The following is a 26975-nucleotide window of genomic DNA, read 5'->3' on the forward strand; positions in this document are numbered from 1 at the left end:
TAAGTTTCAACGGGATCTATCTTTCCTGATTGAAAATGATGAAAAAACCCCGCCTAATAGCAAACACTTGTAAATTAATATTAATAATTGATGGCACTAAAGGAGGGGAGCTGATGACCTCATTTGCCGATCTCGAGGTGTTTGTCCGCACGGTGGACGGCGGCAGTTTTTCCGCCGCGGCGCGCGCGCTGGATATGACGCCGGCGGCGGCCAGCATCGCGGTGAAAAGGCTGGAACAGCAGCTGGGCGCGCGGCTGCTGGTGCGTTCAACGCGCAGTCTGAGGCTGACGGAGGAGGGGGCGCGCTATCTCGACAGCGCGCGCCTGGCGCTGGGCGCGTTGGCCGAAGGAGAGCAGGCGATCCGCGAGAAGCATCAGGGGCTGTCCGGGGTGCTGCAGATTTCCGCGCCGTCGGATTTCGGCCGCAATCTGCTGCTCGGCTGGCTGGATGAGTTCCGTCTGCAGCATCCCCACATTCAGCTGCAGCTTCTGATCAACGATCGGCAGGCCGACCTGTTCCGCGAACCGGTGGATGTGGCGTTGCGCTTTGGGCCGCTGGCCGACTCTTCGCTGGTGGCGCTGCCGATCCTGCCGCAGCATCGGCGGCTGATCTGCGCCAGCCCGGATTATCTGCGGCGGCACGGCGAGCCGAAAACGCCGGCCGATCTGGTTCGGCACAGCATTCTGGTGTATCAGCCCAGCGGCAAACGGCAGGTGGAATGGCGGCTGTGGCGCGGTGAGGAGCTGGTCGAGCTGCCGCTGAACGGCAGCTATTTTACCGATGACGGTGAGGTCGCGCGGCGCTGGGCGCTGGCCGGGCACGGCGTGGTGCGCAAGTCGGCGATCGACGTGGCGGCGGATATTCGCGCCGGGCGGTTGGTGCAACTGTTGCCGGAATGGCGCAGCGACGCGGTGCCGATCAATCTGGTCTGCCCGCATCGTTCGCAGGTGTCGGAGCGCGTCAGGCAACTGCAGCGCTTTTTACAGCAGCGCTGCCAGCGCTGGATGGACGATCACTTGGCCTGAAGAGTTTCGGTTTGCGCCGGCGTAGCGGCGGTATCCCCGGCAGGCGCGCTTTCTTCGTGCGGGGTGGTGGAACGGGTGTAGATGTTCAGCCCGGCGAGGAATACGCCGCCCAGAGAACCGAAGGCGCACAGGGCGATGACGATGACGAACGCTTTTTTCAGCATAGGAATAATTTCGCAGGTTGCTTGGAACAGCGGGAATTATAGCCCCTTCGCCGGGTGAAACAAGAATCGTTTTTAACGGCGGCCCGCAGACCGCCCTTTGTGATCATCGCCGTTCGCAGTCGATGGCCTGCACGTTGGCCGGGCGGGCGAACAGGTATTTTCCCAGCGTCACCAGCACCACCGCCGCCACGATGATCACCAGCGCCAGCCACTCGCGCGGCGCCAGCGATTCGCCGGCAAAGCCGATGCCGAGCAGCACCGCCACCACCGGATTGACGTAGGCGTAACTGGTGGCGACCGCCGGGCGCACATTCTTCAACAAGAACATATAGGCGCTGATCGCCAGCATCGAACCGAAGACGATCAGATAGCCCAGCGCCAGAAAGCCGCCGGTGCTCGGCATCTGAGTGAGGCGCTCGCCGCTCAGCTGGCTGGCTGCCAATAACACCACGCCGGCGACCAGCATCTCCGCCGCGCCAGCCATCGGCCCGGCCGGCAGCGAGATGCGCGATCCCAAGACCGACCCAAAGGCCCAGCTGGCCGAAGCCAGCAAAATCAGCAGCGCGCCGGTCGGGTTGCCCACCAGGTTGTTGCCGGTGTTGAGCAGCACGATGCCCACCAACCCGAGCGCGATGCCGGCCCATTCCAGTTTGGTGTTGCGCATGCCCCACAGAAGGCTGAAGCAGAGGGTGAACAGCGGCACCGTTGCCACCATCACCGCGGCGATGCCGGATGGCACATGTTGGTGTTCCGCCACCGTCACCAGGCCGTTGCCCACCGCCAGCAGCAGAATGCCGATGGCGCCGGCGGCCAGCCACTGCTTCAGCGTCGGCAGCGCGTGGCCGCGCCAGGCCAGGAAACTGAACAGCACGATACCGGCTGTCAGAAAGCGAATGCCGGCCATCATCAGCGGCGGCCACTGCGCGACGCCGAGGCGAATGACGAAATAGGTGGAACCCCAAACGATATATAACGTGAACAACGCCCCGATCAACGGCAGGACGCTACGGCTTTGTTGGCTAAGCATAGGATTGTATTTTGCGGGAATGATTATTATTAGAACGCTCAGTAAACCCGATCGGGCAACCGATAAGCAATGGCCTTCGGCATTATTTTTCCGGCTGCTGAAAGCCGTTCAATGGCCTTGCTGTTTCCACTGCAGCCAGCTGACGGCCGGCAGGTAAATCGACCAGCCGACGGCCAGCAGCAGCAGCATGAACTCGGGCGGCACGCCGGGCAACAAGGCGTCCAGCTTCCAGGACACGGCGTAGGCGAAGGGGCCGACGGCGGCGCCCAACACCGCCAGCGGCCAGGGGGCCGCTCTGACCACGTCCAGCAACCAATACCACCAGCAGCCGAAGCCGATCCACAGCGCGATGGTCCAGAGCGGCAGGCCGTGTTGCCCGCTGTAGTGCAGCACGCCGCTGTAGCTCCACAGCCCATCCATGCCGATACCGCCCAGGGCGGCCAGGGCCGCGCCTTTGCGGCGGGCGGCAGGGGTAAAGATCAGCGCCAGCGCCGCGCCGGCCAGCAGTATGCCGTTGAGCCGATCGCGAGTCAGCAGCGCCAGCAGCCAGCAAACGCCCAGTCCCAGCGTCGCCAGCCAGAATCCGGCATGCGGCTTCTTCATCGTTCAACTCCCGTGGGGTTACTCTGCCGCTGCGCTAAGCGCCGACGGATTTGCCAGAGCGGGCGCGAGGCCCGCTGTTTGCCTGAATGTTCGTTAGTTCAACCTTAGAAGGGAAGGTGCGGGGTGCACAAGCAGAATAATCTGTACCGGTTGAAAACGTGGGCAAAAACCTGTGTTACAGGCGGGAAATCCGGTAGGCGCAGCGGCGCGAGCCGGCCAGAATGTGTTCGGCGCGCTCCACCTGCGCCTGCAGCACTTCGGTGAAGATGCTTAATTCCGCCCGGCAGAAGCCCTGGCAGACGGTGGCGGCGGCGCAGATCGGGCAGTGGTTTTCCACCAGCAGATAGGAACCGTCCTCCTCCTGGCGCCATTCGGCCATATACCCTTCGCGGCAGCGGATCTCGGTCAGGCGCGCCACGCGTTCGCGCAGCTCGGTGGCGCCGATCATCGCCTGCTTGTAGTTGATGCGGTTTTCCTGTTCGCGGGTCTCGATCAGCACGTCGATCGCTTGTTCGCCCAACTTGTCGCGCACAGTGCGCAGCAGCTGCACCGTCAGATCCGCATGGGTATCGGGAAAGCGCGCGTTCCCGGCAGAGGTCAAATGCCACAGCTGCACCGGGCGGCCCACGCCGCGCGTTTCCGCCACCGCTTCGACCAACCCCTCTTTCGCCAGCTTGACGAACTGCTGGCGGGCCGCCTCACCGGTGGTGCCGAGCACCTTTCCTGCGTCAGAAGCTAGCTGCGGGCCGCGGGTTTTCAATAACGTCAGCAAGCGGTCACTGACCGATTGTGCGGTGCTGCCGCTATTTTCCAAGTTTATTCTTGACATATTTCTCCGCCTCGCCCTAACTTATTCCAAGATAACTCTTGTTAAATTTAACGCAATCTCATGACCAACTCAATGCCATTCCTCTGAAAACAGGACAACAACCGTGATAACCCATGACGATAGCCGCTGGAGCGACCTTTTCTCCGGCAAAAATGCGGCCAGTGCGATCGCGCTCTCGCTTGGCGTGGCGCTGCATGCCATCAATATTCTGGTCGCCACCACCATTCTGCCCTCGGTGGTGCAGGATATCGGCGGGCTGGATCTCTATGCCTGGAACACCACGCTGTTCGTGGTGGCGTCGATCCTCGGCTCCGCGCTGTCGGCCCGGTTGCTCAGCGGCTACGGCGCACGCAGCGCCTATCTGGTGGCTTCGCTGTTCTTTATCGTCGGGGCGGCGCTGTGCGCGCTGGCGCCGAGCATGCCGGTGATGCTGATCGGCCGCACGGTGCAGGGCTTCGGCGGCGGGCTGATCTTTGCGCTCTCCTACGCGATGATCAACCTGGTGTTCGAGCAGCGATTGTGGCCGCGCGCCATGGCGCTTATCTCGGCAATGTGGGGCATCGCCACCCTGGTGGGGCCGGCGGTGGGCGGCATTTTTGCCGAGCTGCACGCCTGGCGTTGGGCCTTCGGCATTCTGCTGCCGATCATGGCGCTGTACGCGGCGTTTACCTTCTTGATCCTGCCCAAGGGCAAGGCGCAGCAGGCGGCCGCACCGTTGCCGACGGCGCAACTGCTGTTGCTGACCGTGGCGGTGCTGGTGGTGTCCGCCGGCAGCCTGGCGCACAGCGTCTGGATCAATCTGGCGGGCATCGCGCTTTCGCTGGTGCTGATGGCCTGGCTGATGAAGCGCGAGGCGCACGCACGCGCGCGCCTGTTGCCGCATGGCTCGCTGCGGCGCGGCTCATCGCTGGCGGCGCTCTATATTACGGTCTCGTTGCTGGTGATCGGCATGACCAGCGAAATCTTCGTGCCCTATTTCCTGCAGCTGTTGCACGGCCAGTCGCCGCTGATCTCCGGCTATATCGCCGCCACCATGGCCGCCGGTTGGACGTTGTCCGAAATCCTCAGCTCCGGCTGGCGCGGGGCGGGCATTCGCCGGGCGATCGTCAGCGGGCCGCTGTTCGTGCTGGTGGGCCTGCTGGCGCTGGCGATCCTGATGCCGACGCCATCCGGCGGTGACTGGCAGGCGCTGACGCCGATCGTCATCGCGTTGTCGTTGGTGGGGTTCGGCATCGGCTTCGGTTGGCCGCATCTGCTGACGCGCATTTTGCAGGTGGCGCCTGAAGCGGACAAAGATATCGCCGGTGCTTCAATTACCACGGTGCAGCTGTTCGCCACCGCATTCGGCGCGGCGCTGGCGGGGATGACCGCCAACCTGGCGGGGCTGAACGATCCGGGCGGCGCGGCATCGGCGGCGCGTTGGCTGTTCCTGGCGTTTGCGCTGGCGCCGCTGCTGGCGGTATTCAGCGCCTGGCGCTGCGCGGCGATCGCGCCGCCGGGCGCCGAGACGGGCAATTTTGTACAAACTCCGCCCTCGCGCGAGTGCTAGAACGCTTCTCCTCATTCGGCGATGTTTGCGGTGATCCTGGCGTTCTTCCTGCGCGATATTTTTTAAAATCCGCTTGCTATATCTCTTATTTGAGATTATTTCTCTTATATGGGATTTTCAAGCGGAGTGTGAGCGGTGGATAACGGTTTGGAGACTGCCGACCTGAGGTTGGCGCAGCGGCTGGCGGATTTGCGCCAGCAACGGGCGTGGTCGCTGGAGGAATTGGCGCAGCGCACCGGTCTTAGCCGGGCGACGCTCTCGCGGGTGGAGCGCGCCGAGACCAGCCCGACGGCGTCGTTGCTGAACCGGCTGTGCGCCGCCTACGGGTTGACTATGTCGCGCCTGTTGAGCGAAATCGAAGACGAGCCGCCGGAGCTGCTGCGGCCGCAGCAGCAACCGATGTGGGTCGATCGCGCCAGCGGTTTTCACCGTCGCTCCGTTTCTCCCCCCGCCGCGCTGTATAAGGCCGAGTTTATCGAAGCCCGGCTTGATGCCGGCGCGCAGATCGATTACGACCTGCCGTCGATTCCGGCGCTGGAGCATCACCTCTGGCTGCTGTCCGGGCAGCTGGAGCTGACGCTGGAAGGGCGCGTTTTCCGGCTGTCGGCCGGCGACTGCCTGCGCTACCGCCTGTTCGGTGCCTCCCGTTTCCATGTCCCCGGCGATGAGCCGGCTCATTACACGCTCGTTATCTGTAGGCCATAGCCATGATTGAATTGCAACAGTGGGATGCCGCTGCGGCGCAAAGCGCCGTTGCCGACCTGGCCGAGATGCTGCACGCCAGCGTGGCGCACGGCGCCAGCATCGGTTTTGTCATGCCCTTTACGCAGGAACAGGCGCAGGCATTTTGGCAGGGGGTGCTGCCGGCTCTGGCGCGGGGAGAGCGTGCGATGCTGGTAGCGCTCGCGAACGGCCGACCGGTCGGCACCGTGCAGCTGCTGCTGGCGATGCCGGACAACGGCCGCCACCGGGCGGAAGTGGTCAAGCTGATGGTGCACCCGCAGGCGCGGCGGCAGGGCGTTGCCCGGCTGTTGATGCAGGAAGTGCAGGCGCTGGCGGCGCGTCATCGCCGCAGCCTGTTGGTGCTGGACACCCTGAGCGGCAGCGCGGCGCAGGGGCTGTACCGCCAATTGGGGTTCGAGGCGGCGGGCGACATCCCGCAATACGCCCGCGCCAGCGACGGCGGGGCGTTGGAAGCCACCTGCTATATGTACAAACTGCTGTGAGGCTTAGCGCCCGCGCCAGGCTTTGAGCGCCTGTTGGCGCACCTGCAGCTTCTGTTGCGGCGTCAGTTTGTTGTAGTCGCGAGCCAGGCCGCTCTCCCAATCGCCGTACAGCGGGTTGGGCAGCACGATGAATTCGGTGCCGAATTTGTTCTGGTTCTCGCTGACAAACGCCCGGCGCTGCGCATTATCCTGGTGGTAGGTCGCGGCGCCGAAGTCGTTCAGGTTGTCGCCCGCGTACACCACGATGTCATAGCCGGCTTGTTTGATGGCGTCGAAGCGCGCCTGCTTATTGGACGTGTCGGTACTGAGCAAGACGGTTTTTTCCGACATGCCGGTGAAACCGAGCTTCTGCATGTTGGCCACCGTGGCGGCATATTCGCTCTGCTTGCGGTTCGAGACGTAGAACATCGTCCCCTGGTGGGCGTTAACGTAGCGGGCGAACGACACTGCCCCCGGCACCGCGCCGGCCTGTTCGGCCTGTGTCCATTGGGCCCAGGTGGCGCCGTCATACGGCTGGCCCTGTTGCGCCTGCCAGGCGGAGTAGGCGCTGTTGTCCAGCATGGTTTCATCCAGATCGACCACCACCGCCTTTTTGCGGCCCGGCGCGGCCCTGGCCCGATCGAAGGCGCGTTGCGCGCTGTTGAACGCTTGGTGGGCCAGCGCCTGGTATTCGCCGGACTGTTGGAACCAGTTCACCGCCAGCACCGACTGATCCGCCAGCCGCTGCTGGGCCTGGGCGTCGGTGTGCGGCGGCTGCGCGCAACCGGCCAACGCCAGCAGCGCGACGCCTATCGCCGCGCCGAGGGTGAGTTTCCTTGCCTGTTTTCCTGCCATCGTTATCTCTCTCGGTTTTATTTTTGTGGGCTGTCCAGCAGCATATCCATCTCGAACTGGCGCAGAGGATCCTGCCGCCAGCCAAGATGCGTAAAGAAGGGGGCGGCCACCTCGGGCACAAAAACGTTGGCGGTCAGCGGCAAAGGGGCGAACTGCGCTTGCAGGGCGGCCAGCAAGGCGCGGGCATGCCCCTGACCGCGGTGCTGCGGCGGCACGTAGATCAGGCGCAGCCAGCAGTGCTCGGCGCCGGGCATCACCACGGCGTAGGCCTGACGATTGAGCGTATAGGCTTGCGGTGTGCCCGGCAGCTTGAACAGCGATTCGGGAGCGATCAACCAGGGCAGATCGGTGGCGCCTTCCGCCGTCAGGCGATGGCTGACGGTCAGCGGATCGACCGCCTGCAGTGCCGCCGTGCCTGGCGGCACTTCCGCCGGCGCCTGATGGCCGGTCAGGGTGCGCACGATGCGCAGCCCGGCGCGGTGGTACAGCGCCAGCGCGGCTTCGTTGCCTTCGATCACCTCCAACGACAGCCGACGGTCGCCGCGCTGGCGGGCATCCGCCACCAGCCGCTGCATCAGCGCCTTGCCCAGCCCCTGACCGCGCATCTCCGGGCGCACGGAAAAGGCCGCAACCCGGCTGTGACGCCCGCGGCGGGCGATCAGCGCCACCGCCACCGGTTCATGGCGGTGGGTGACGATCAGGCTGTCGTTCAGGCTGAGATCTTCGGCGCCGAAGCGGGCGGCGAAGGTTGAACCGTCGAGCACGAAACGCACGATGTAGTTTTCAAAACAGTGGTTGAGGATGTTGGCCAGTTCGTCGCTGCTGTAGCGCAAGGCGTTGTGGTAGTCGAAGCGTCCGTCGTTATGCATGGCTGATTCCGCTCGGGGGAAAGCTATACATGTAGACCCGTTTGTTTTGCAAGGCAAGCGGGGGGATTCGCCGGCGGGGAAAATAAAAACAAAAAAGCCGGACGCAGCCGCCCGGCGAAATAAAACTCTGGGTATCAAGTGACGCTAAAGTTTGCAGTGGTGGTTATTCATTCATCACATCAGAACTGGTAGGTCAGGGCGACAACAACGACGTCGTCGTTTTTCAGACCCAGCTTGTTGTCGTCATCAAGCTGGTTGATTTTATATTCGACATAAGTGGACATGTTTTTGTTGAAGTAATAGGTCGCCGCTACGTCGAAATATTTCACCAGATCGACGTCGCCGATGCCTTCAATATCTTTGCCTTTCTGCTGAACGTAACCCAGCGATGGGCGCAGACCGAAGTCGAATTGATATTGCGCGACCAATTCAATCCCTTCCGCTTTATTGGCGAAGCCGCTAACGGAGGTCGAGTTATTATTGATGGTAGCGGTGCCGGAAATAGGCGCGATATTGCGGCTCTGCGAATAAGTCGCGGCCAGGTAGACATTGTTGTTGTCGTATTTCAGACCGCCGGCCCAGATATCGGCCTTGTCGCCTTTACCGAAGGTGCCCGCCTTTTGCGTGGCGGTGCGGTTGGAAGAGGCATAGGCGGCGCCCACGCTCAGGCCGTCAATGATTTCATAGCTGGAGGAGAGACCCCAGCCGTCGCCGTTCGCCTTGCTGGCGGAGCGGCCGTCGTTTTCGTTCTTGCCCTGGTACTGCACGGCAAATTTCAGGCCGTCAACCAGACCGAAGAAGTTGTTATTACGGTAGGTGGCGACGCCATTGGTACGGCCGTTCATAAAGTTGTCGGTCTTGATATAAGCATCGTCGCCGAATTCAGGGATCATATCCGTCCAGGCGCCAACGTCGTAAATGATACCGTAGTTGCGACCGTAGTCGAAGGAGCCGAGGTCCTTATATTTCAGACCGGCGAAGCCCAGACGCGTTTTGGTGTCTTTGGTGCCGTCGGATTCAGAATGGTTGGCGGCGATCTGATATTCCCACTGGCCATAGCCGGTCAGCATATCGTTAATCTGAGTCGCGCCTTTAAAGCCGATACGGACGTAGGTTTTATCACCGTCATTGCCGGCATCATCAGAGAAATAATGCAGGGCTTTCACACGGCCGTAAAAATCGAGTTTGTTGCCGTCTTTATTGTAGATTTCTGCTGCCTGTGCCGCTTGCGCAAGTAAAAGTGCCGGAATAATAACGGCCAGAAGATTACGTTTCATGGGTTACCCTGCTTTATTCGATTGAAAGACGCTTATCATCAGTTGCATTGCTGTTTTACTGTGCCGCCTGATTGTTGGCGGCGGAGAATTTTTACCGTAGTAATGTGATCTATTTATGACAAAAAATTCATTTTCATGTCGAACGATTAAAAAAGTCGCGTAAAGGGTGAATTTTTTCTTCAGCCGATGGTCGGCGGCTGGTCTACAGTTACCGATACCTTGTTCCGCTGCGGGAGGAATCATGCACGATACTTATACTTTGTTCGGTACGCAGGGCTGCGGTTCGACCATCGTGGCCGCCGCGTTGGCGTTGACCGCTTTCCCCTGGGGCTATGAGGAGGTGGATTACACGCAGGACGGCCCGGAGCGCGATCGTCTGTTGGCGCTGAACCCGCTGGGTCAGGTGCCCACCTTAGTGCTGCCCAATGACGAAGTGATGACGGAGAGTGCGGCGATTATCCTGCTGCTGCACGATCGCGCACCGCATGCCGAGCTGGCGCCGCCCGGCGGTTCGCCGCTGTTGCCGCGTTTTCTGCGCTGGCTGCTGTTCATCAACGCGGAGATTTACCCCACTTTCACCTATGCCGACCATCCGCAGCGCTGGCAGCCGCAGGCGGCAGGGGCGGAACAGCTGAAAAACGCGGTAATGGATTATCGCGAACGTTTATTGCGGCAGTTGAACGCCGCCACAGGGGCGTCTGGCCCGTGGTTTCTCGGCAAGAGCTTCAGCGCGTTGGATCTGTACGTGGCGGTAATGTGCAACTGGCGGCCGGGCCGCGCGTGGTTCCGGCAACACTGCCCGCGACTGTACGCCATTGCCGAACGGGTGGAGCAGCGGCCGGAGCTGAATGCGCTGCTGAGCGCCCATTTCGACGGCGTTGCCTCGCTGGAACCGTGAAATCGCCCCGCCGCCTGGCGGGGAACTATCCCGTTTTTCTGAACTGAGAGTGCCGAAAATCCCGATTTTCACTCACCTCGGCGGCGGGTAGCGTAAGGCTATCCGCAACTGACAGGAGAGTGTGATGCCATCAAAATCCCAGGCCGGGCAACAGGCGTTCGGCGATATCGCCCCCAAGCTGGCGCAGCTCAGCGACAGCGTCTTGTTTGACGATGTCTGGCAGCGGCCGGCGCTGAGCCAGCGCGAGCGCAGCCTGATCACCGTCGCCGCGCTGGTGGCGCTCAACCGCGTGGAACAGCTGCCGTTTCATCTGCAGCTGGCGCAGCGCAACGGCGTGGCGCATCAGCAGCTGGCCGAGCTCATCACCCATCTGGCGTTCTACGCCGGCTGGCCCGCGGCGGCGTCGGCCGTGGCGCGCCTGCGCGAGCTGGAACCGGAGGCGCCCCATGCCGTTTAGCCGCATCGCCCTGCATCAGGGCAAGTCCGCCGACTATCTGCAAACCTTGTCCGACAGCCTCCATCAGGCGCTGGTGGAGGCCTTCGAGGTGCCGCCGGCGGACAAATTTCAGGCGATCGATCAATACCGCCCCGGCGAGCTTATCTACGATCGCGACTATCTCGGCGGGCCGCGCAGCGCGGATTTCGTGCTGTTTTACATCACCGCCGGGCGGCCGCGCGACGGCGACACCAAGCGGCGCTTCTACGGGCGGCTGGTGGCGCTGCTGGCGGAAAACCTGCGGCTGAACCCCGAGGATGTGATGGTGGTGATCGCCACCACCCAGTTGGACGAGTGGTCATTCGGCGGCGGGCGCGCCTCAATGATCGATCCGCAGACGTAACTCGGGCTGACGTCGTCGGCGGTCTGTGGGACAATAGCGCCATCATTTCGTTTAGATAAGAGTTGAATGGCGCTCTCCTCCGCAGTTAAAGATCAGATTGGCCAGTGGTACAAAGCCCTGCAGCAGCAAATACCGGATTTTATTTCCCGCGCGCCCCAGCGCCAGATGATCGCCGAGGTGGCCAAGACGCTGGCCGGCGACTACCCGCGCCATCTGGCGATCGAGGCGCCGACCGGCGTCGGCAAAACGCTGTCTTACCTGATCCCGGGCATCGCCGTCGGGCGGGCGGAGAGCAAGCCGCTGGTGGTGAGCACCGCCAACGTGGCGCTGCAGGATCAGATTTACAGCAAGGATTTGCCGCTGCTGAAGAAGATTATCCCCGATCTGAAATTTACCGGCGCCTTTGGCCGCGGGCGTTACGTCTGCCCGCGCAACCTGGCGGCGATGAGCACCGACGTCAGTCAACAGGGCGATCTGACGCTGTTCCTCGACGACGAGCTGGCGCCGTCCAGCGGCGAAGAGCAGGCGCTGTGTCAGAAACTGACCAAGGCGCTGGCCCGCTTTGAGTGGGACGGGCTGCGCGATCACTATCAGCAGAGCATCGACGATCCGCTGTGGGCCAAGCTGAGCACCGACAAGGCCAACTGCCTGGGGCGCAACTGTCACTACATTCGCGAATGCCCGTTCTATATCGCCCGCAAAGAGATCGAGAGCGCCGACGTGGTGGTGGCCAACCACGCGCTGGTGATGGCGGCGCTGGAGACGGAATCGGTGCTGCCGAACCCGAAAGAGTTGCTGCTGGTGCTGGACGAAGGCCACCATTTGCCGGAGGTGGCGCGCGACGCGCTGGAGATCGACGGGGAAATCACCGCGCTGTCGACCAACCTGCAACTGGACATGATCGTGCGCCAGGTCGACCAGTGCATGACGCAGTACCGGCCGAAGAATCCGCCGGGGCTGGCCAACAGCGAACGGCTGAAAAACCATTGCGAGGAGCTGCGCGAACTGGTGCAGATCTTCGAGCATCAGGTCAGCGCCTACCTGCCCGGCGACAGCGTGGCGGCCGAGCATCGTTTTGAAATGGGCGAGCTGCCGGCGGAGATGGTGGAGAGCTGCGCGCGGCTGTTTAAACTGACCGATGCACTGCGCGGGCTGGCGGAGTTCGTGCTTAACGATCTTACTGAGCAGACCGGCAAGCACGACATCATGCGCCTGCACCGCGCCATCCTGCAGATGAGCCGCACGCTGGGCTATCTGGAAGCGATGAGCAAGCTGTGGCGGCTGGCGGCGCTCGACAAGTCGTCCAACGCGCCGATCTCCAAATGGGTCACGCGCGAACTGCGCGATAACGTCACCCATCTGTATTTGCACTGCGTCGGCATCCGCGTCAGCGATCAGCTGGAGAAGCTGCTGTGGCGCAAGGTGCCGCACGTGGTGGTCACCTCGGCCACGCTGCGTTCACTGAACAGCTTCGCGCGTTTGCAGGAGATGAGCGGGCTGAGCGAGAAGGCCGGCGATCGCTTCGAAACGCTCTCTTCGCCGTTCAATCACGTCGAACAGGGCAAGATTGTTATTCCGCAGATGCGCTACGAACCGGCGCTCGCCAACGAGGCGGAGCACCTCGAGGAGATGGCGCGGTTTTTCCGCGCCGAGCAGGCGAGCGGCAAGCACAAAGGCATGCTGATCCTGTTCAGCAGCCACCGGGCGATGCAGACTTTCCTCAGCTACGTGACCGATCTGCGGCTGATGCTGCTGGTGCAGGGCGACCAGCCGCGCTACCGGCTGGTGGAAGAGCACCGCAAGCGGGTGGAGAAGGGCGTCGCCAGCGTGCTGGTGGGGCTGCAATCGTTCGCCGAAGGGCTGGATTTGAAAGGCGAACTGCTGACCCAGGTGCACATTCACAAAATCGCGTTCCCGCCGATCGACAGCCCGGTGATCATCACCGAAGGCGAGTGGCTGAAATCGCTGAAGCGCTATCCGTTCGAAGTGCAGAGCCTGCCGAGCGCCTCGTTCAACCTGATCCAGCAGGTCGGCCGTCTGATCCGCAGCAACCAATGCTACGGCGAGATCGTGATCTACGATCGCCGGTTGCTGACCAAAAATTACGGTTCGCGGCTGTTGGCGTCGCTGCCGGTGTTCCCGATCGAGCAGCGCGCGGTGCCGGAGGCCGACAAGGCGCATCTGGCGGCGCTGAAATCCGCCGCCGACGCGGCCAAAAAAGAGAAGAAGCGCGGCAACCCGTTCGCCCGCAAGCGGCGGCGTTAATCAGAGCAGCGGCGGCAGGCGGCGCTTGACCGGCGTGGTTTTCACGATCGAGGTGTTGCTCTGCGCATGCTCGGCCAGCCGATCGAGGGTGTGGTCGAGCTGTTCCATCGAGTGTGCCACCAGCCGCACGATAAAGCAGTCTTCGCCGGTCACCTTATCGCATTCGACCACTTCCGGGATCGCCTGAATCAGCTGCTCGACCTTCTTCAGCATGCCCGGCAGCGGCTTGATGCGCACCAGCGATTCGAAGGCGTAGCCCACCGCCTGCAGATTGACGTTCAGGGTATAGCCCTGGATCACGCCGTTTTCCTCCAGCCGCCGCAGTCTTTCCGACGTGCTCGGCGACGACAGGCCCACCTGCGCGCTCAGCGTCTTCAACGATGCGCGCGCATCGTCCGCCAGAATGGTCAGGATTTGGCGATCGATATCATCCATAACGCCTCCGTTAGGTATTTTATTTATTATAGCTGCGAGAAAAAGGCAGTTAAGCATATCTGCCTTTTTTATGCTATGGAAAGCCGCCCGGCGAAGCCGCAAGCTATGTCTCTGGGCAAGCTTCGAGGAACGCAGAATGAATGCAGAGATAAAACGCGGATCGCTGGAGATGGCGGCGGCGATGTTGATTTCCGGCTCCATCGGCTGGTTTGTGTTGATGTCCGGCCAGCCGGTTATCAACGTGGTGTTTTGGCGCTGCGCGGTAGGCGCGCTGGTGCTGCTGGCGGTGTGCGGCGTATTGGGGCAGCTGCGACGCGATGCGCTGACGCGCGCCACGCTGCTGCTGGCGATCGCCGGCGGCGTCGCGCTGGTGATCAACTGGCTGCTGCTGTTCGCCGCCTATTCCTATGCGTCTATCTCCATCGCCACCGCGGTGTACAACACCCAGCCGTTTATGCTGGTGGGGCTGGGGGCGCTGTTTCTGGGGGAACGGCTGACCGCCCGCAAGCTGCTGTGGCTGGGGCTGGCGTTCGGCGGCATGATGCTGGTGGTGCTGGCGCAGCCGCGGCAGGCGGGGGAGCAGAGCCATTATCTGGCGGGCATCGCGCTGGCGCTCGGCGCGGCGTTTTTCTACGCCCTGATGGCGCTGGCGGCCAAGCGGCTGAAGGGCACGCCGCCGCATCTTATTGCGCTGATCCAGGTGACGGTGGGGGCGGTGATGCTGCTGCCGCTGGTGGATTTCCACGTTTCGGCCAGCGTGGGGCAGTGGGGGATGCTGGCGACGCTCGGCGTGCTGCACACCGGCCTGATGTACGTGTTGATGTACGGCGCCCTGCAGAAGCTGCCCACCAATCTGATCGGCTCGCTGTCGTTCATCTACCCGATCGCCGCCATGCTGGTGGATCGCCTGGCGTTTGGCCACCGGCTGTCTGTGTGGCAACTGTTGGGCGCGGCGATCATCCTGCTGGCGGCGGCGGGCATGAACCTGCTGGGCGAGCGGCGAGCGCGGCTGCTGCCGGCCTCGGACGGCCGGCGCGCCGGCTGATGCTCAGCGCGGTTTTTTCAGCCGGCGCCATAAGGTGGTGCGGCTGATCCCGAGCAACCGGGCGGCGGCGGCGTGGTCGCCTCCGCACCGCGCCAGGGCTTCGTGGGCGGAGATGGGGGCGGCCTGTGTCTCGGGCGGCGGCGCCACCGCCAGCTCCGGCAGCAGCCACTGCAGGGTCTCGCCGCTCGGCGCAGCGCCGGTGCTCAGCATCAGCGCCACCCGCTCCATCATGTTGCGCAGCTCGCGCAGGTTGCCGGGCCAGGCGTAATGACTCAGCGCGGCGTAACAGCCAGCCAGGGCGGTGCGCAGCGGCTCCGTCAGCGGCACGTCGAGCGCCGCCAGCGACTGTTTCAGAAAGTGTTCCGCCAGCATCGCGATATCGCCGCCGCGCGCCCGCAATGGCGGCAGCTGCAGCCGCAGGGCGCTCAGGCGGTAAAACAGATCGGCGCGAAAATCGCCCTGTTGAATCGCCTGCTCCAGGCGGGTGTGGGTGGCGCTGATAACGCGAAAATCGACCGCCACCGGCTGTTGCCCGCCCACCCGGGTGACGGTTTTTTCTTCCAGCGCCCGCAGCAGCCGGGTTTGCAGGTGCAGCGGCATTTCGCCGATCTCATCCAGAAACAGGGTGCCGCCGTTGGCGGTTTCCAGCAGCCCACGTCGGCCGCCGCGCCGTGAACCGGTGAAGGCGCCTTCTTCATAGCCGAACAGCTCCGCCTCCAGCAGCGATTCGGCGATGGCGCCGCAGTTGATGGCGACGAACGGCGGTGTCGCGCCCCTGGACGGCGCGCCGCGCCGGGAAAAGTATTCGCGGTGGATCGCCTGCGCCGCCAGCTCTTTGCCGGTGCCGGTTTCGCCTTCGATCAACACCGCCGCCGGCGATCGGGCGTACAGCATGATGGTGCGCCGCGTCTGCTCCATCTGCGGGGAATCGCCCTGTAAATCGCCGAGCCCATAGCGCGGCTGCAGGGTATTGCGCGCGGCGTAGTCGCCGCCGCGTTTGGCGCCGCCCAGCATCAGGCGCGTCACGTCCAGCGCGTCGCTGAAGGCGGCGCGCAGGGTGGCGGCGGAATAGAGAAAAATGGCGGTGAGCCCGGCCTCTTCCGCCAGATCGCTGATGAGGCCGGCGCCGACCACCGCCTGAATGCCGGCGGCTTTCAGCTCGGCGATCTGGCCGCGCGCATCCTCTTCGGTGACGTAGCTGCGCTGCTCCAGCGGCAGATCGAAGGTTTGCTGGAACTCCAGCAGCGCGGGCAGGGGCGTTTTGTAGGTGATGACGCCGATTCGATCGGCGGTTCTGCGCGCCTTGCTCAGCGCCTGCAGCAGGTCGAAGCCGCCGGGTTTGACCAAAATGACCGGCACCGACAGGCGGCTTTTCAGGTAGGCGCCGTTGGAGCCGGCGGCGATGATGGCGTCGCAAGGCTCGGTCGCCAGGCGAGCGCGGATATGCTGCACCGCCTCCTCAAAGCCGAGGCGGATCGGGGTGATGACCGCCAGATGGTCGAACTCGAGGCTGATATCCCGGAACAGATCGAACAGGCGGGTGATGGAGACGGTCCAGATCACCGGTTTGTCCGGCGTGCGGGACGGCGTGATGTGATCGCTCATGGTGGGTTACCGAATGAAAGTGGCTGCATTAGGTGTAGCCTTGTTTCAGTCATGTTTCAAATATGCCGAGTGAAACCGCGATTGAAACGTTAACTGAAACGTTTTTTATCGCTTGGTCCGCCCAATGGCGACGCGAATTTTATAACTCACTTATTTTTATCGCTTTTAATTTTTTCCCCGCCAAAGTGCAACCTGGCCCTCCCCTTGCTTTGTCTGTTCCATCTAGCTAATCGGAGAGAACGTCATGACGCTGCGCTCACCCGGGCTCGCCTTTCGTCAGGCCCTGAGTAAAGAGAAACCCCTGCAAATCGCCGGCGCGATCAACGCCAACCATGCCCTGCTGGCCCAGCGGGCGGGGTTCCAGGCCATCTATCTTTCCGGCGGCGGCGTGGCGGCCGGTTCGCTGGGGCTGCCGGACCTGGGCATTTCGACGCTGGACGATGTGTTGACCGATATTCGCCGCATCACCGACGTCTGCCCGCTGCCGCTGCTGGTGGATGTCGACAGCGGTTTCGGCGCATCGGCGTTCAACGTCGCCCGCACGGTGCGCTCGGTGAGCAAGGCCGGGGCGGCGGCGCTGCATATCGAAGATCAGGTTGGCGCCAAGCGCTGCGGCCATCGGCCCAATAAGGCCATCGTTTCCACCGAAGAGATGGTGGATCGCATCAAGGCGGCGGTGGATGCGCGCAGCGATCCGGACTTCGTGATCATGGCGCGCACCGACGCGCTGGCGGTGGAGGGGCTGGAGGCGGCCATCGAGCGTGCTCAGGCTTACGTGGCGGCCGGGGCCGACATGCTGTTCCCGGAGGCGATCACCGAGCTGGGCATGTACCGCCGCTTCGCCGAAGCGACGCAGGTGCCGATCCTCGCCAACATCACCGAATTCGGTGCGACGCCGCTGTTCACTACCGAGGAGCTGCGCAGCGCCCGGGTGGATATGGCGCTGTATCCGCTGTCGGCCTTCCGGGCGATGAATCGGGCGGCGGAGCGGGTGTACCGCGCCCTGCGCGAGGAGGGCACGCAGAAAAACGTCATCGACACCATGCAGACCCGCAACGAGCTGTACGAAAGCATCAACTACTATTTGTTCGAAGAGAAACTCGACGCTCTGTTCGCTCGCCAGCGCGACGAATAAGCGCCATTCACGCAGAAGCCAAATGAGGACAGTATGAGCCAAGCGATCCCCCCGCAAAGCCCGACTGGCGTTAAGCCGAAAAAATCCGTGGCGTTATCCGGCGTGCCCGCCGGGAATACCGCGCTGTGTTCCGTAGGACGCAGCGGCAACGATCTGCACTATCGCGGTTACGACATTCTCGATCTCGCGCGCCACTGCGAGTTTGAAGAGGTCGCCCATCTGCTGATCCACGGCAAGCTGCCCAACCGCGACGAACTTCATGCCTACAAGCAGCGGCTCAAAGCGCTGCGCGGCCTGCCCGCCAGCGTGCGCACGGTGCTGGAGGCGCTGCCGGCGGCGTCTCACCCGATGGACGTGATGCGCACCGGCGTTTCGGCCCTCGGCTGCACCCTGCCGGAAAAAGAACAGCACGGCGCAGCCGGCGCGCGCGACATCGCCGATCGGCTGCTGGCGTCGTTGGGATCGATGCTGCTCTATTGGTATCACTACAGCCACAACGGCGAGCGCATTCAGCCGGAGACCGACGACGATTCCATCGGCGGCCACTTTCTGCACCTGCTGCACGGCGCAGCGCCTTCCGCCAGCTGGGAACAGGCCATGCATGCGTCACTGATCCTGTACGCCGAGCATGAGTTCAACGCCTCGACCTTCGCCGGCCGGGTGATCGCCGGCACCGGATCCGACGTCTATTCGGCGATCGTCGGCGCCATTGGCGCACTGCGCGGGCCGAAGCACGGCGGCGCCAACGAGGTATCGCTGGAGATCCAACAGCGTTATGAAACGCCGGACGAAGCGGAAGCCGACATTCGCCGCCGCATCGACAACAAAGAGGTGGTGATCGGCTTCGGGCACCCGGTGTACACCGTCTCCGATCCGCGTCATCAGGTGATCAAAGAGATCGCGCTGCGCCTGTCGCAGGAAGCGGGTGCGATGAAGCTGTATGACATCGCCGACCGGCTGGAAAGCGTGATGCGCGACACCAAAAACATGTTCCCCAACCTCGACTGGTTCTCGGCGGTGTCTTACCACCAGCTGGGGGTGCCTACCGAAATGTTCACGCCGCTGTTTGTCATGGCGCGGGTGAGCGGCTGGTCGGCGCACATCATCGAGCAACGGCAGGACAACAAAATCATTCGCCCGTCCGCCAACTATACCGGGCCGGAAGCGCGGGCGTTCGTACCGCTGGATCAGCGCTGAGCGCCGATCGTTATCGTGTCGTTTTCACTATGGAGCCTTTGGGGATCATGATGCTTGAGTCTGCCAACACCGGCCGTCCGCCGTTCGATCGCGAGATGGTCGATATCGTCGATTATGTGATGAAAGAGGCCGTCGATACCCCGGCGGCGTATCGCACCGCCCATTATTGCCTGCTCGATACCCTCGGCTGCGGGCTGGAGGCGCTGAGCTATCCGGCCTGCAAGAAGCTGATGGGGCCGGTGGTGCCGGGCGCCGAGGTGCTGAACGGCAGCCGGGTGCCCGGCACCCGTTTCCAGCTGGATCCGGTGCAGGCGGCGTTCAATATCGGCGCCATGATCCGCTGGCTCGACTTTAACGACACCTGGCTGGCGGCGGAGTGGGGCCACCCGTCGGACAACCTGGGCGGGATCCTGGCGGTGGCCGACTGGCTCTCGCGCCAGGCGGTGGCGGCGGGTAAAGCGCCGCTGACCATGCGGCAGGTGCTGATCGCCATGATCAAGGCGCATGAGATCCAGGGCTGCCTGGCGTTGGAAAACGCCTTCAACCGGGTGGGGTTGGATCACGTGCTGCTGGTGAAGGTGGCGTCCACCGCGGTGGTGGCGCAGCTGCTCGGCCTGAGCCGCGCAGAGATCCTGAACGCGGTGTCGCTGGCGTGGGTGGACGGGCAGTCGCTGCGCACCTACCGCCACGCGCCGAACGCCGGCACCCGCAAATCCTGGGCGGCGGGGGATGCGACCGCCCGCGCAGTGCGGCTGGCGCTGATGGCCGCCACCGGCGAGATGGGCTATCCCTCGGCGCTCACGGCGCCGACCTGGGGATTCTACGGCGTCTCGTTCAACGGTAAACCTTTCCGCTTCCAGCGGCCGTACGGCGCGTATGTGATGGAGAACGTGCTGTTTAAAATTTCGTTCCCGGCGGAGTTCCATGCCCAGACCGCCGTGGAGGCGGCCATGACGCTGCACCGCCAGATGCAGGCCGCCGGCAAAACCGCCGCCGATATCGCCAGGGTGAGCATCCGCACCCACGAGGCCTGCCTGCGCATTATCGACAAGCAGGGGCCGCTGGATAACCCGGCGGATCGCGATCACTGCATTCAGTATATGGTGGCGATCCCGCTGCTGTTCGGCCGGCTGACGGCGGCCGATTACGAGGATCGGGTGGCCGAGGATCCGCGCATCGACGCATTGCGTAGCAAGATACATTGCCATGAAGATCCCGCCTTCACGCGCGATTATCACGATCCGGAAAAACGCTCGATCGCCAATGCGCTGACGGTGGAGTTCGCCGACGGCAGCCGTCTGGATGAGGTGGCGGTGGAGTATCCTATCGGCCATGCGCGGCGGCGCGAAGAGGGCATCCCGCTGCTGATCGAGAAGTTCAAAACCAACCTGGCGCGCCAGTTCCCGGCCCTGCAGCAGCAGCGCATTCTCGAGGTGTCGCTGGACCGGCAGCGGCTGGCGCAGATGCCGGTCAACGAGTACCTCGATTTGTGGGTGATCTGACGCGAGCGGCGCTGACAAGCCACGTCGGCGTCGCTATGATGGACGCTCCATCCCCGTCCGTCTTCTTATCAGGTGATTCATGATTGATGCCGCAACGCTGTTGTTGTTTTCCGGTGCCTGCGTGGCGCTGGCGCTGACTCCCGGCCCGGATATGCTGCTGATCGCTTCGCGCAGCGTCAGCCAGGGGCGGCGGGCCGGTTTCGCTTCGCTGGCGGGTATTCAGCTCGGCACTTACTGCCATGCGCTGGCGGCGGCGCTGGGGTTGTCGCAACTGTTCGTCGCGGTGCCGCTGGCTTACGACGCGGTGAGAATGTTGGGCGCAGCTTATCTGCTCTATCTGGCGTGGAAAACGTTGCGATCCGGCAGCAGTCTGCAGGCTTCCGCCGGGTTGCAGGCGGTGCCGACGGCGCGTATTTTCCGACAGGGGCTGCTGACCAACATCCTCAACCCGAAGATGGCGCTGTTCGTGCTGGCGCTGTTTCCGCAGTTTATCGATCCGCGCGCCGGCTCGGTAGTGGTGCAGATGCTGGCGCTGGCGACGGTGCTGAATCTGGTCGGCTTGCTGATTAACGGCGGGGTGATCCTGGCGGTCAGCGGCATGAAAAGCCGTTTCGCCGGCCGCCGTTTCAGCGCCCGCTGGCCGAACTACCTGCTGAGCGGCGTGTTCGCCGGGCTGGCCTGCAAACTCATTCTCGACAGCCGTCGTTAATCCTCGCGCAGCAGCGCTTCAAACGCCGCGCTGGCCGGTTCGTCCGGCAGCGCGCTGTACATCACCAGCCGCAGATGGTTCTCTTCGTCGACGATGAAAGAGGCGTGGTCAAAGGTGACCGGGCCGATCTCCGGGACGACGAAGCTGCGCCGCCCCTGACAGCGTCCGTGAATATCATGCTGCCGCCAGAGCCGGCGGAACGGCGGCGATACCTGCTCCAGCGCCTGTACCCGTTGGCGCATCACCTCATCCTCCGGCGCACGGGCGTAGTCGCGGCGGAAGCTGGCCAGGATTTGCGGCGCCTGCGCCCGCCACTCCAGCAGGCGCGCATTGAGCTGCGGATCGGCAAACAGCATCCACAACATGTTGCGCTCTTGCGCCGGGCGCTCGCCGATGGCGAACAGCCGCTGCGCCGCCGGATTCCAGGCGATGATGTCCCAACTGAGGTTCATGACGTAGGCCGGCCGCAGCGTCAGGTCGTCCAGCAGGCGCCGCACCAACGGCGAAACCTGGCACCACTGATGGCCGACCGGCACCGGCGGGCGCTGATGCGCCAATAAAAACAGGTGGTAGCGGCCGGCGGCGTCGAGCTGCAGCACCCGTGCCAGATTTTCCAAAAACGTCACCGACGCATTGATTTCCCTGCCTTGCTCCAGCCAGGTGTACCAGGTGAGGCCGACGCCGGCCAGCGCCGCCACCTCCTCGCGCCGCAAGCCCGGCGTGCGGCGGCGGCTGCCGCTCGGCAAGCCGACTGCCTCCGGCGACAGTTGTTCTCGCTTTTGCCGCAGAAAATCCCCCAGTTCGTGGCGGGTGCGTTCGAGGGTGCGTGGGGGCATGTCGGCCGTCCTGTTGCTGTCAGTAATAGTATAAATGGCTATATAGTAACAGTTTAAACTCTATTCCATACTGCGACCATCATAATCTCTGGAGGTGGTATGGAACATTCATTATCTGTTGAACGGCGGGGATTGCCCGGCCTGCCGGTGCTGCTGTTGGGCGGCTTCGTCACGGTGTTCGATCTGTTTGTGGTCAACGTGGCGGCGCCGGTGATCCAGCATCAGTTCGCCGCCGATTTCGCCGGTATCGGTTTGATCGTCGCCGGTTATGAACTGGCGTTTGGGGTGCTGTTGATCGCCGGTGGGCGTCTGGGCGATCGCTTCGGGCGTCGGCGCTTGTTCAGCCTCGGCATGCTGGGATTCACGCTGAGTTCCCTGTTGTGCGGACTGGCGGGATCGCTCAGCCTGCTGATCGCCGCGCGTATCCTGCAGGGGGCGGCGGCGGCGCTGTTGTTCCCGCAAATTTACGCCTTGATGCGGGTGCTGTACGCGCCGCAACAGCGGCGGCGTGCTTTCGCCTGGCTGGGCATGACACTGGGGTTGGCGGCAATCTTCGGCCAGATCCTCGGCGGATTTATCATCGAGGCCAACCTGTTCGGCAGTGGCTGGCGCATGATCTTTTTGATCAATTTGCCTATCGGCGCGCTGGCGCTGTGGGCGGCGCGGCGCATTCCCGAATCGCGGGTGGCGCAGGCGCAGCGGCTGGACGGCGTCGGCCTGTGGCTGGCGGCGGCCGGCCTGTCGCTGTTGCTGCTGCCGTTGCTGGAAGGGCCGGCGCACGGTTGGCCGTGGTGGATCGCGCCGATGTTGGCATTGGCGCTGCTGACGCTGTGGGGCTTCCTGCGTTGGGAGCGCCGCCTGGCGCAGCGCGGTGATGATGCGGTGCTCGATCCGGCGCTGTTCCGCCAGGCGGGCTTCGCGCCGGGTATGGCGGTGGTGCTGGCGATTTATGCCACCGCTTCCTCGTTTTTCTTGTGCTTCGCGCTGCTGCTGCAGGCGGGGGCGGGGCTGACGCCTTTTCAGGCGGGCAGCCTGTTCGCCCCGGCCAGCGTGGCCTTTATGCTGGCCTCGATGCTGGCGCCCCGGCTGACGCTGCGTTGGGGCAACGGCGTGCTGAGCGCGGGCGTGGCGATTTACGCCGCCGGGTTGGCGCTATTGATGGCGCAGGCGCTGTGGGGGGCGGCGCTGGCGCATCCGCTGCGGCTGCTGCCGGGGTTGGTGGTGTTGGGATTCGGCCAGGCGCTGAGCATGACGCCGCTGCTGAATCTGGTGCTGGGTTTGGCGCAGGAGCGGCAGGCGGGCATGGCGGCGGGTCTGGTGGCTACCGTGCAGCAGGTGGGGGGCGCGCTGGGTATCGTGGTCAGCGGCGTCGGTTTTGTGCCGCTGTTGGCGAGCGGCGGCGCGGCGGAACGCTATGCCCAGGCCTTTGCCGGTGCGATGCTCTGTAATTTGGTGGCGATGGGCGTCGCACTGATCTTGTTAAACCGGATCACTCGAAATACTCAGAAAGCGGATCTTAAGTAGGCCGCCGGCGGGTGCTTTACTGTCGTCATCATGAGAGAGCGATAAGGAGCCCCACTGATGTTTCAACCCGTCGCATTTCGCGAAGACGATCTGGATGCCCAACTGGCGTTGGTGCGCGCCCACCCGCTGGGGCTGTTGGTCAGCCACGGCGAGCAGGGATTGACGGCCGATCCGCTGCCGTTTCTGGCCGATGTCGAACAGGGGCAGATCCGGCTGCGGGCGCACCTGTCGCGCGCCAACGAGCACTGGCGACGGTTGCAACAGGCGGCGGAATGTCTGGTGATTTTTCAGGGCCAGGAGGGCTATGTGTCGCCCGGCTGGTACCCGAGCAAGCGCCAGACCGGCAAGGTGGTGCCGACCTGGAATTACAGCGTGGTGCAGCTGCATGGCGTGCCGACGGTGACGGACGAACCGGCCTGGCTGCGCCGCCAACTGATCGATCTCACCGCGCAGCAGGAAGGGCGGCGCCCGGAACCCTGGCGGCTCGAGGATGCGCCGGCCAACTACATCGCCGCACAGCTTAAAGGCATCGTCGGTATCGAGATCGCCGTCACCCGGCGCGAAGGCAAATGGAAAATGAGCCAAAACCGCAGCGCCGAGGATGCCGGCGGGGTGATCGCCGGGCTGCGCGAGGGCGATGAAGCGCAGCGGCGACTGGCGGCGGAGGTTGAGCGGCGGCGCGGATAGGGTATGCTAACCGAAGAGTGGGCTGAGGGAACCTTCGGATGGATTACACCAAAATTATCAAAGAAATAGGCCGCGGCAAAAACCATGCGCGCGATCTGGATCGACAGACCGCCTTTGAACTGTATCAGGCGATGCTGGCCGGGGAGGTCCCCGAGCTGGAGTTGGGCGGCATTCTGATCGCGCTGCGTATCAAGGGTGAAGCCGAAGAAGAGATGCTGGGTTTCTACCAGGCGATGCAACAGCAGGTCTTGCCGTTGCAGGCGCCGCAGGGGAGGCCATTGCCGGTGGTGCTGCCGAGCTACAACGGCGCGCGCAAGCAGGCCAACCTGACGCCGCTGCTGGCGCTGCTGCTGGCGAAAGTAGGCCTGCCGGTGGTGGTGCACGGCGTGCTGGACGACAGCACCCGCGTGACCAGCGCCGAGATTTTCCGCGCGCTTGGGCTACCGTGGTCGGAACAGGCCGCTCACGCCCAACAGCGTCTCGATAACGGCGAGGCGGTATTCATGCCGGTTTCCGCGCTGTCGGCGCCGCTGGCGCGGCAGCTCGGGCTGCGTTGGCGCATGGGGGTGCGCAACAGCGCCCATACGCTGGCCAAGCTGGCGACGCCGTTTGGCGAACAGGATGCGCTGCGCCTCGCCAGCGTCTCACATCCGGAGTATGTTGGCCGGGTAGCGTCGTTTTTCCGCCAGATCGGCGCCCGCGGGCTGCTGATGCACGGCACGGAAGGCGAAGCCTACGCCAACCCGCTGCGCTGCCCGCAGATTCACCATATCGTCGGCGGCGAACAGCGCGTATTGCTGGAGCGCACCTTGCAGGATGAAACGCCTCTCTTGCCGGCGGCGAAAGACGCGGAAACCACCGCGCGCTGGACCGAGCGCTGCCTGGCGGGCGAGGTGGCGATCCCGCAGGCCATCCAGCGGCAGGTCGCCTGTTGCCTGGTGGCCGCCGGCGAGAGCGAGACGCTGGAGCAGGGGCTGAAACGCCTGCATCAGGCCTGAGCGCGACTATACTGGGATATTTCCTCATCGGCTGAGAAGGACGGTTATGCAACAGGCTCTCGATTACTTCAATCAATTGAACCAGGATTACCTCGACGTACACCGCGCCAAAGAAGAGCTGTTCTGGCAAAACTACATGGGCACCGGCGGTGAAGACGTCTCGGCGCGCTTTTCCGCCGCGGAAAGCGCCTATAAGCGCTTTATCGCCGAACCGCGCCGACTGGCGGAGATCCGCACTCTGCTGGCCGGATTGGAAGCGTTGCCGCAGGAGGCGCAGCGCGATGCGCTGATCCACGGTCTGCAAGGTTGGCTGCGTTTCTTCGACTGCAACGCCATTGAAGATCCGCAGGCGCTGTTGGATCAGATCATCCACGCCGAATCCGATCTCTACTCGCGCCGCAAGGGCTATCAGGTCACCCATCTGAACGCCGACGGCCGGCGCGTGGCGGCTTCGCTCGGCGAGCTGCTGACCAATCAGGCGACCAACCCGAACGAAGAGTATCGCCGCAGCTCGCAGCAGGCGCTGCGCGATCTGGAGCAATGGCTGCTGCATAACGGCTTGCCGGAGCTGATTGGCCTGCGCAACCGCTTTGCGCGCCAGATGGGCTATCGCAACTATTTCGACTACAAGGTGAACAAGACCGAGCGCATGACGCCGGAGCAGTTGTTCGCCATTCTGGATCGTTTCGAGCGGGAAACCCGCGAGGCCAACGCGCGCAGTCTGCAACAGCTGGCGGCCGAGAAGGGCAGCCAGGCGCTGGAGCCGTGGAACGTGCGCTTCGCCAGCGCCGGCGACGTCACCCGCCAACTGGATCCTTATTTCCCGTTTTCCCGTTCGCTGGAACGCTGGGTCGACAGCTTCAAACGCCTGCACATCGGTTTTGGCGGCGCGGAGATGAACCTCGATCTGCTGGTGCGCAAAGGCAAGTATGAGAACGGCTTCATGCACGGCCCGGTGCCGCCGTTTGTACGCCAGGGGGAATGGGTGCCCGCGCGCATCAACTTCACCAGCCTGGCGCAGCCGGGGCAGGTGGGCAGCGGGGCTTATGGGCTCAACACCCTGTTCCACGAGGGCGGCCACGCGGCGCACTTCGCCAACATTCGCCAGAATGCGCCATGCTTCTCGCAGGAGTTCCCGCCGACCTCGATGGCCTATGCCGAAACCCAGTCGATGTTCTGCGACAGCCTGCTGGACGACGCCGATTGGCTGAAACGCTATGCGAAAAACGCCGCCGGTGAGGCGGTGCCCGATGCGCTGATCGAAGCCGGCATCGCGGCGCGCCAGCCGATGCGCGCGTTCAACGAACGCCATATCCTGCTGGTGCCGTACTTCGAGTGGGCGTTGTATCAGTGGGATGACGAGCAGCGCACGCCGGAGGCCATCACCGCGCTGGCGCGTGAGGTCGAGCAAAAGATCCTCGGCATCAGCGGCAGCCCGCGCCCGACGCTGGCGATCCCGCACCTGCTGTCGCTGGAGTCCGCCTGTTCCTATCAGGGTTATTTGCTGGCGATGATGGCGGTGGAGCAAACCCGTCACTTCTTCCTGCAGCGCGACGGTTATCTGACGGACAACCCGGCCATCGGCCCGGATCTGGCGCAACACTACTGGTTGCCGGGCAACAGCGTCAGCCACGACGACACGTTGCGCAGCCTGACCGGTGAAGGGTTTAATCCGGACTATCTGGCGCAGGCCTGCAACCAGACGGTGGCGCAGGCGTGGCATGAGGCGCAGCAGACGATGGCCGCCGCCGCCGTCCGCCCGCAGCCGCCGGCGGATTTCGATTTGCAGGCGCATATTCGGGTGGTGGATGGCGAGACGGTATTGGCAGACAATGCTGACGGTGACGAACGGATGTGCCGCGACTTCGCCGCGGCGATAGAGGCGCGTTTGGTTTAA

The 26975-nt window shown here is 63.6% G+C and carries 27 protein-coding genes; 17 read left to right on the forward strand and 10 right to left on the reverse strand.

The features are described from left to right. Positions 1-113 precede the first annotated feature (113 nt). Positions 114-1025, forward strand: a complete 912-nt coding sequence (locus ACJ8PN_RS02800; protein ID WP_171453592.1) for a LysR family transcriptional regulator — start codon at positions 114-116, stop codon at positions 1023-1025. Here ACJ8PN_RS02800 and ACJ8PN_RS02805 read toward each other — a convergent pair. The 4 genes from ACJ8PN_RS02805 to ACJ8PN_RS02820 form a co-directional block, all read right to left on the reverse strand. Further along, positions 1013-1189 carry a hypothetical protein gene (locus ACJ8PN_RS02805; protein WP_004939348.1) on the reverse strand — a complete coding sequence of 59 codons (177 nt, stop codon included), beginning with the start codon at positions 1187-1189 and terminating at the stop codon, positions 1013-1015. The two genes, ACJ8PN_RS02800 and ACJ8PN_RS02805, sit on opposite strands and share 13 nt — an antisense overlap. A 103-nt stretch (positions 1190-1292) precedes the next feature. Continuing rightward, complete coding sequence (yedA, locus tag ACJ8PN_RS02810; protein ID WP_015377127.1) at positions 1293-2216, reverse strand: drug/metabolite exporter YedA; 924 nt, start codon at positions 2214-2216, stop codon at positions 1293-1295. A 108-nt stretch (positions 2217-2324) separates the two neighbouring features. Next, complete coding sequence (locus ACJ8PN_RS02815) at positions 2325-2819, reverse strand: DUF2878 domain-containing protein (RefSeq protein WP_015377128.1); 495 nt, start codon at positions 2817-2819, stop codon at positions 2325-2327. 175 nt (positions 2820-2994) lie between these two features. Then, positions 2995-3648, reverse strand: a complete 654-nt coding sequence (locus ACJ8PN_RS02820; RefSeq protein ID WP_015377129.1) for a helix-turn-helix transcriptional regulator — start codon at positions 3646-3648, stop codon at positions 2995-2997. 103 nt (positions 3649-3751) lie between these two features. On the opposite strand from ACJ8PN_RS02820, the gene ACJ8PN_RS02825 reads away from it, so the two are divergent. From ACJ8PN_RS02825 to ACJ8PN_RS02835, 3 genes are all read left to right on the forward strand, one after another. Further along, positions 3752-5197 (forward strand): MFS transporter, encoded by a 1446-nt coding sequence (locus ACJ8PN_RS02825; protein WP_442534587.1) that lies wholly within the window; start codon positions 3752-3754, stop codon positions 5195-5197. A 135-nt stretch (positions 5198-5332) separates the two neighbouring features. Then, positions 5333-5902 (forward strand): helix-turn-helix domain-containing protein, encoded by a 570-nt coding sequence (locus ACJ8PN_RS02830; protein WP_171453593.1) that lies wholly within the window; start codon positions 5333-5335, stop codon positions 5900-5902. A 2-nt stretch (positions 5903-5904) separates the two neighbouring features. After that, positions 5905-6423 (forward strand): GNAT family N-acetyltransferase, encoded by a 519-nt coding sequence (locus tag ACJ8PN_RS02835; RefSeq protein ID WP_442534588.1) that lies wholly within the window; start codon positions 5905-5907, stop codon positions 6421-6423. 3 nt (positions 6424-6426) lie between these two features. Here ACJ8PN_RS02835 and ACJ8PN_RS02840 read toward each other — a convergent pair whose 3' ends face one another. From ACJ8PN_RS02840 to ompC, 3 genes are all read right to left on the reverse strand, one after another. Beyond that, positions 6427-7257 (reverse strand): 5'-nucleotidase, lipoprotein e(P4) family, encoded by an 831-nt coding sequence (locus tag ACJ8PN_RS02840; RefSeq protein ID WP_351107199.1) that lies wholly within the window; start codon positions 7255-7257, stop codon positions 6427-6429. 17 nt (positions 7258-7274) lie between these two features. Beyond that, complete coding sequence (locus tag ACJ8PN_RS02845) at positions 7275-8126, reverse strand: GNAT family N-acetyltransferase (protein ID WP_048322511.1); 852 nt, start codon at positions 8124-8126, stop codon at positions 7275-7277. A 179-nt stretch (positions 8127-8305) separates the two neighbouring features. Beyond that, the gene (ompC, locus tag ACJ8PN_RS02850) at positions 8306-9403 is read right to left on the reverse strand and encodes a porin OmpC (protein WP_004939326.1); all 1098 of its coding nucleotides are present in this window, start codon (positions 9401-9403) and stop codon (positions 8306-8308) included. 241 nt (positions 9404-9644) lie between these two features. On the opposite strand from ompC, the gene ACJ8PN_RS02855 reads away from it, so the two are divergent. The 4 genes from ACJ8PN_RS02855 (at position 9645) to dinG (ending at position 13405) form a co-directional block, all read left to right on the forward strand. Next, on the forward strand, positions 9645-10301 hold the full coding sequence (locus ACJ8PN_RS02855; protein ID WP_171453597.1) for a glutathione S-transferase family protein: 657 nt from the start codon (positions 9645-9647) through the stop codon (positions 10299-10301). 124 nt (positions 10302-10425) lie between these two features. Next, on the forward strand, positions 10426-10758 hold the full coding sequence (locus tag ACJ8PN_RS02860; protein ID WP_442534589.1) for a carboxymuconolactone decarboxylase family protein: 333 nt from the start codon (positions 10426-10428) through the stop codon (positions 10756-10758). Beyond that, positions 10748-11140 (forward strand): tautomerase family protein, encoded by a 393-nt coding sequence (locus ACJ8PN_RS02865; protein ID WP_442534590.1) that lies wholly within the window; start codon positions 10748-10750, stop codon positions 11138-11140. The genes ACJ8PN_RS02860 and ACJ8PN_RS02865 overlap by 11 nt, the downstream gene beginning before the upstream one ends. Positions 11141-11206: 66 nt before the next feature. Then, complete coding sequence (dinG, locus tag ACJ8PN_RS02870) at positions 11207-13405, forward strand: ATP-dependent DNA helicase DinG (RefSeq protein WP_442534591.1); 2199 nt, start codon at positions 11207-11209, stop codon at positions 13403-13405. Here the strand turns inward: dinG and ACJ8PN_RS02875 are convergent, their stop codons facing one another. Further along, complete coding sequence (locus tag ACJ8PN_RS02875) at positions 13406-13840, reverse strand: Lrp/AsnC family transcriptional regulator (RefSeq protein ID WP_033633772.1); 435 nt, start codon at positions 13838-13840, stop codon at positions 13406-13408. A gap of 136 nt (positions 13841-13976) precedes the next feature. Between ACJ8PN_RS02875 and ACJ8PN_RS02880 the strand changes: the two genes are divergently transcribed. After that, on the forward strand, positions 13977-14885 hold the full coding sequence (locus ACJ8PN_RS02880; RefSeq protein WP_004939309.1) for a DMT family transporter: 909 nt from the start codon (positions 13977-13979) through the stop codon (positions 14883-14885). Between the two features lie 3 nt (positions 14886-14888). Here the strand turns inward: ACJ8PN_RS02880 and prpR are convergent, their stop codons facing one another. Continuing rightward, complete coding sequence (prpR, locus tag ACJ8PN_RS02885) at positions 14889-16490, reverse strand: propionate catabolism operon regulatory protein PrpR (RefSeq protein WP_442534592.1); 1602 nt, start codon at positions 16488-16490, stop codon at positions 14889-14891. A 244-nt stretch (positions 16491-16734) separates the two neighbouring features. Here prpR and prpB point away from each other — a divergent pair, with 244 nt between their 5' ends. From prpB to ACJ8PN_RS02905, 4 genes are all read left to right on the forward strand, one after another. Next, on the forward strand, positions 16735-17625 hold the full coding sequence (gene prpB, locus ACJ8PN_RS02890) for a methylisocitrate lyase (RefSeq protein ID WP_043137053.1): 891 nt from the start codon (positions 16735-16737) through the stop codon (positions 17623-17625). Between the two features lie 33 nt (positions 17626-17658). Next, complete coding sequence (prpC, locus tag ACJ8PN_RS02895; RefSeq protein ID WP_015377141.1) at positions 17659-18822, forward strand: bifunctional 2-methylcitrate synthase/citrate synthase; 1164 nt, start codon at positions 17659-17661, stop codon at positions 18820-18822. A 50-nt stretch (positions 18823-18872) separates the two neighbouring features. Then, entirely contained in the window at positions 18873-20324 is a 1452-nt protein-coding gene (locus ACJ8PN_RS02900; RefSeq protein ID WP_442534760.1) for a bifunctional 2-methylcitrate dehydratase/aconitate hydratase, read from the forward strand. A gap of 79 nt (positions 20325-20403) precedes the next feature. Further along, positions 20404-21033 carry a LysE family translocator gene (locus tag ACJ8PN_RS02905; RefSeq protein WP_351107217.1) on the forward strand — a complete coding sequence of 210 codons (630 nt, stop codon included), beginning with the start codon at positions 20404-20406 and terminating at the stop codon, positions 21031-21033. On the opposite strand, the gene ACJ8PN_RS02910 is transcribed toward ACJ8PN_RS02905, so the two are convergent. Beyond that, complete coding sequence (locus tag ACJ8PN_RS02910) at positions 21030-21869, reverse strand: helix-turn-helix transcriptional regulator (RefSeq protein WP_442534593.1); 840 nt, start codon at positions 21867-21869, stop codon at positions 21030-21032. The two genes, ACJ8PN_RS02905 and ACJ8PN_RS02910, sit on opposite strands and share 4 nt — an antisense overlap. A gap of 99 nt (positions 21870-21968) precedes the next feature. Between ACJ8PN_RS02910 and ACJ8PN_RS02915 the strand changes: the two genes are divergently transcribed. From ACJ8PN_RS02915 to ACJ8PN_RS02930, 4 genes are read left to right on the forward strand one after another with little or no spacing between them, the layout of a single operon-like run. Beyond that, positions 21969-23393 carry an MFS transporter gene (locus ACJ8PN_RS02915; RefSeq protein ID WP_171453604.1) on the forward strand — a complete coding sequence of 475 codons (1425 nt, stop codon included), beginning with the start codon at positions 21969-21971 and terminating at the stop codon, positions 23391-23393. Positions 23394-23450: 57 nt separating this feature from the next. Next, positions 23451-24080 (forward strand): FMN-binding negative transcriptional regulator, encoded by a 630-nt coding sequence (locus tag ACJ8PN_RS02920; RefSeq protein ID WP_442534594.1) that lies wholly within the window; start codon positions 23451-23453, stop codon positions 24078-24080. Between the two features lie 38 nt (positions 24081-24118). Continuing rightward, positions 24119-25078 carry a DNA-binding protein YbiB gene (gene ybiB, locus ACJ8PN_RS02925; protein WP_442534595.1) on the forward strand — a complete coding sequence of 320 codons (960 nt, stop codon included), beginning with the start codon at positions 24119-24121 and terminating at the stop codon, positions 25076-25078. A 46-nt stretch (positions 25079-25124) separates the two neighbouring features. After that, positions 25125-26975: a M3 family metallopeptidase gene (locus ACJ8PN_RS02930; protein ID WP_442534596.1), complete on the forward strand. Its 1851-nt coding sequence runs from the start codon at positions 25125-25127 to the stop codon at positions 26973-26975.

The organism is Serratia sp. CY76391 (genome assembly GCF_052166695.1).
GTDB lineage: Bacteria > Pseudomonadota > Gammaproteobacteria > Enterobacterales > Enterobacteriaceae > Serratia > Serratia nematodiphila.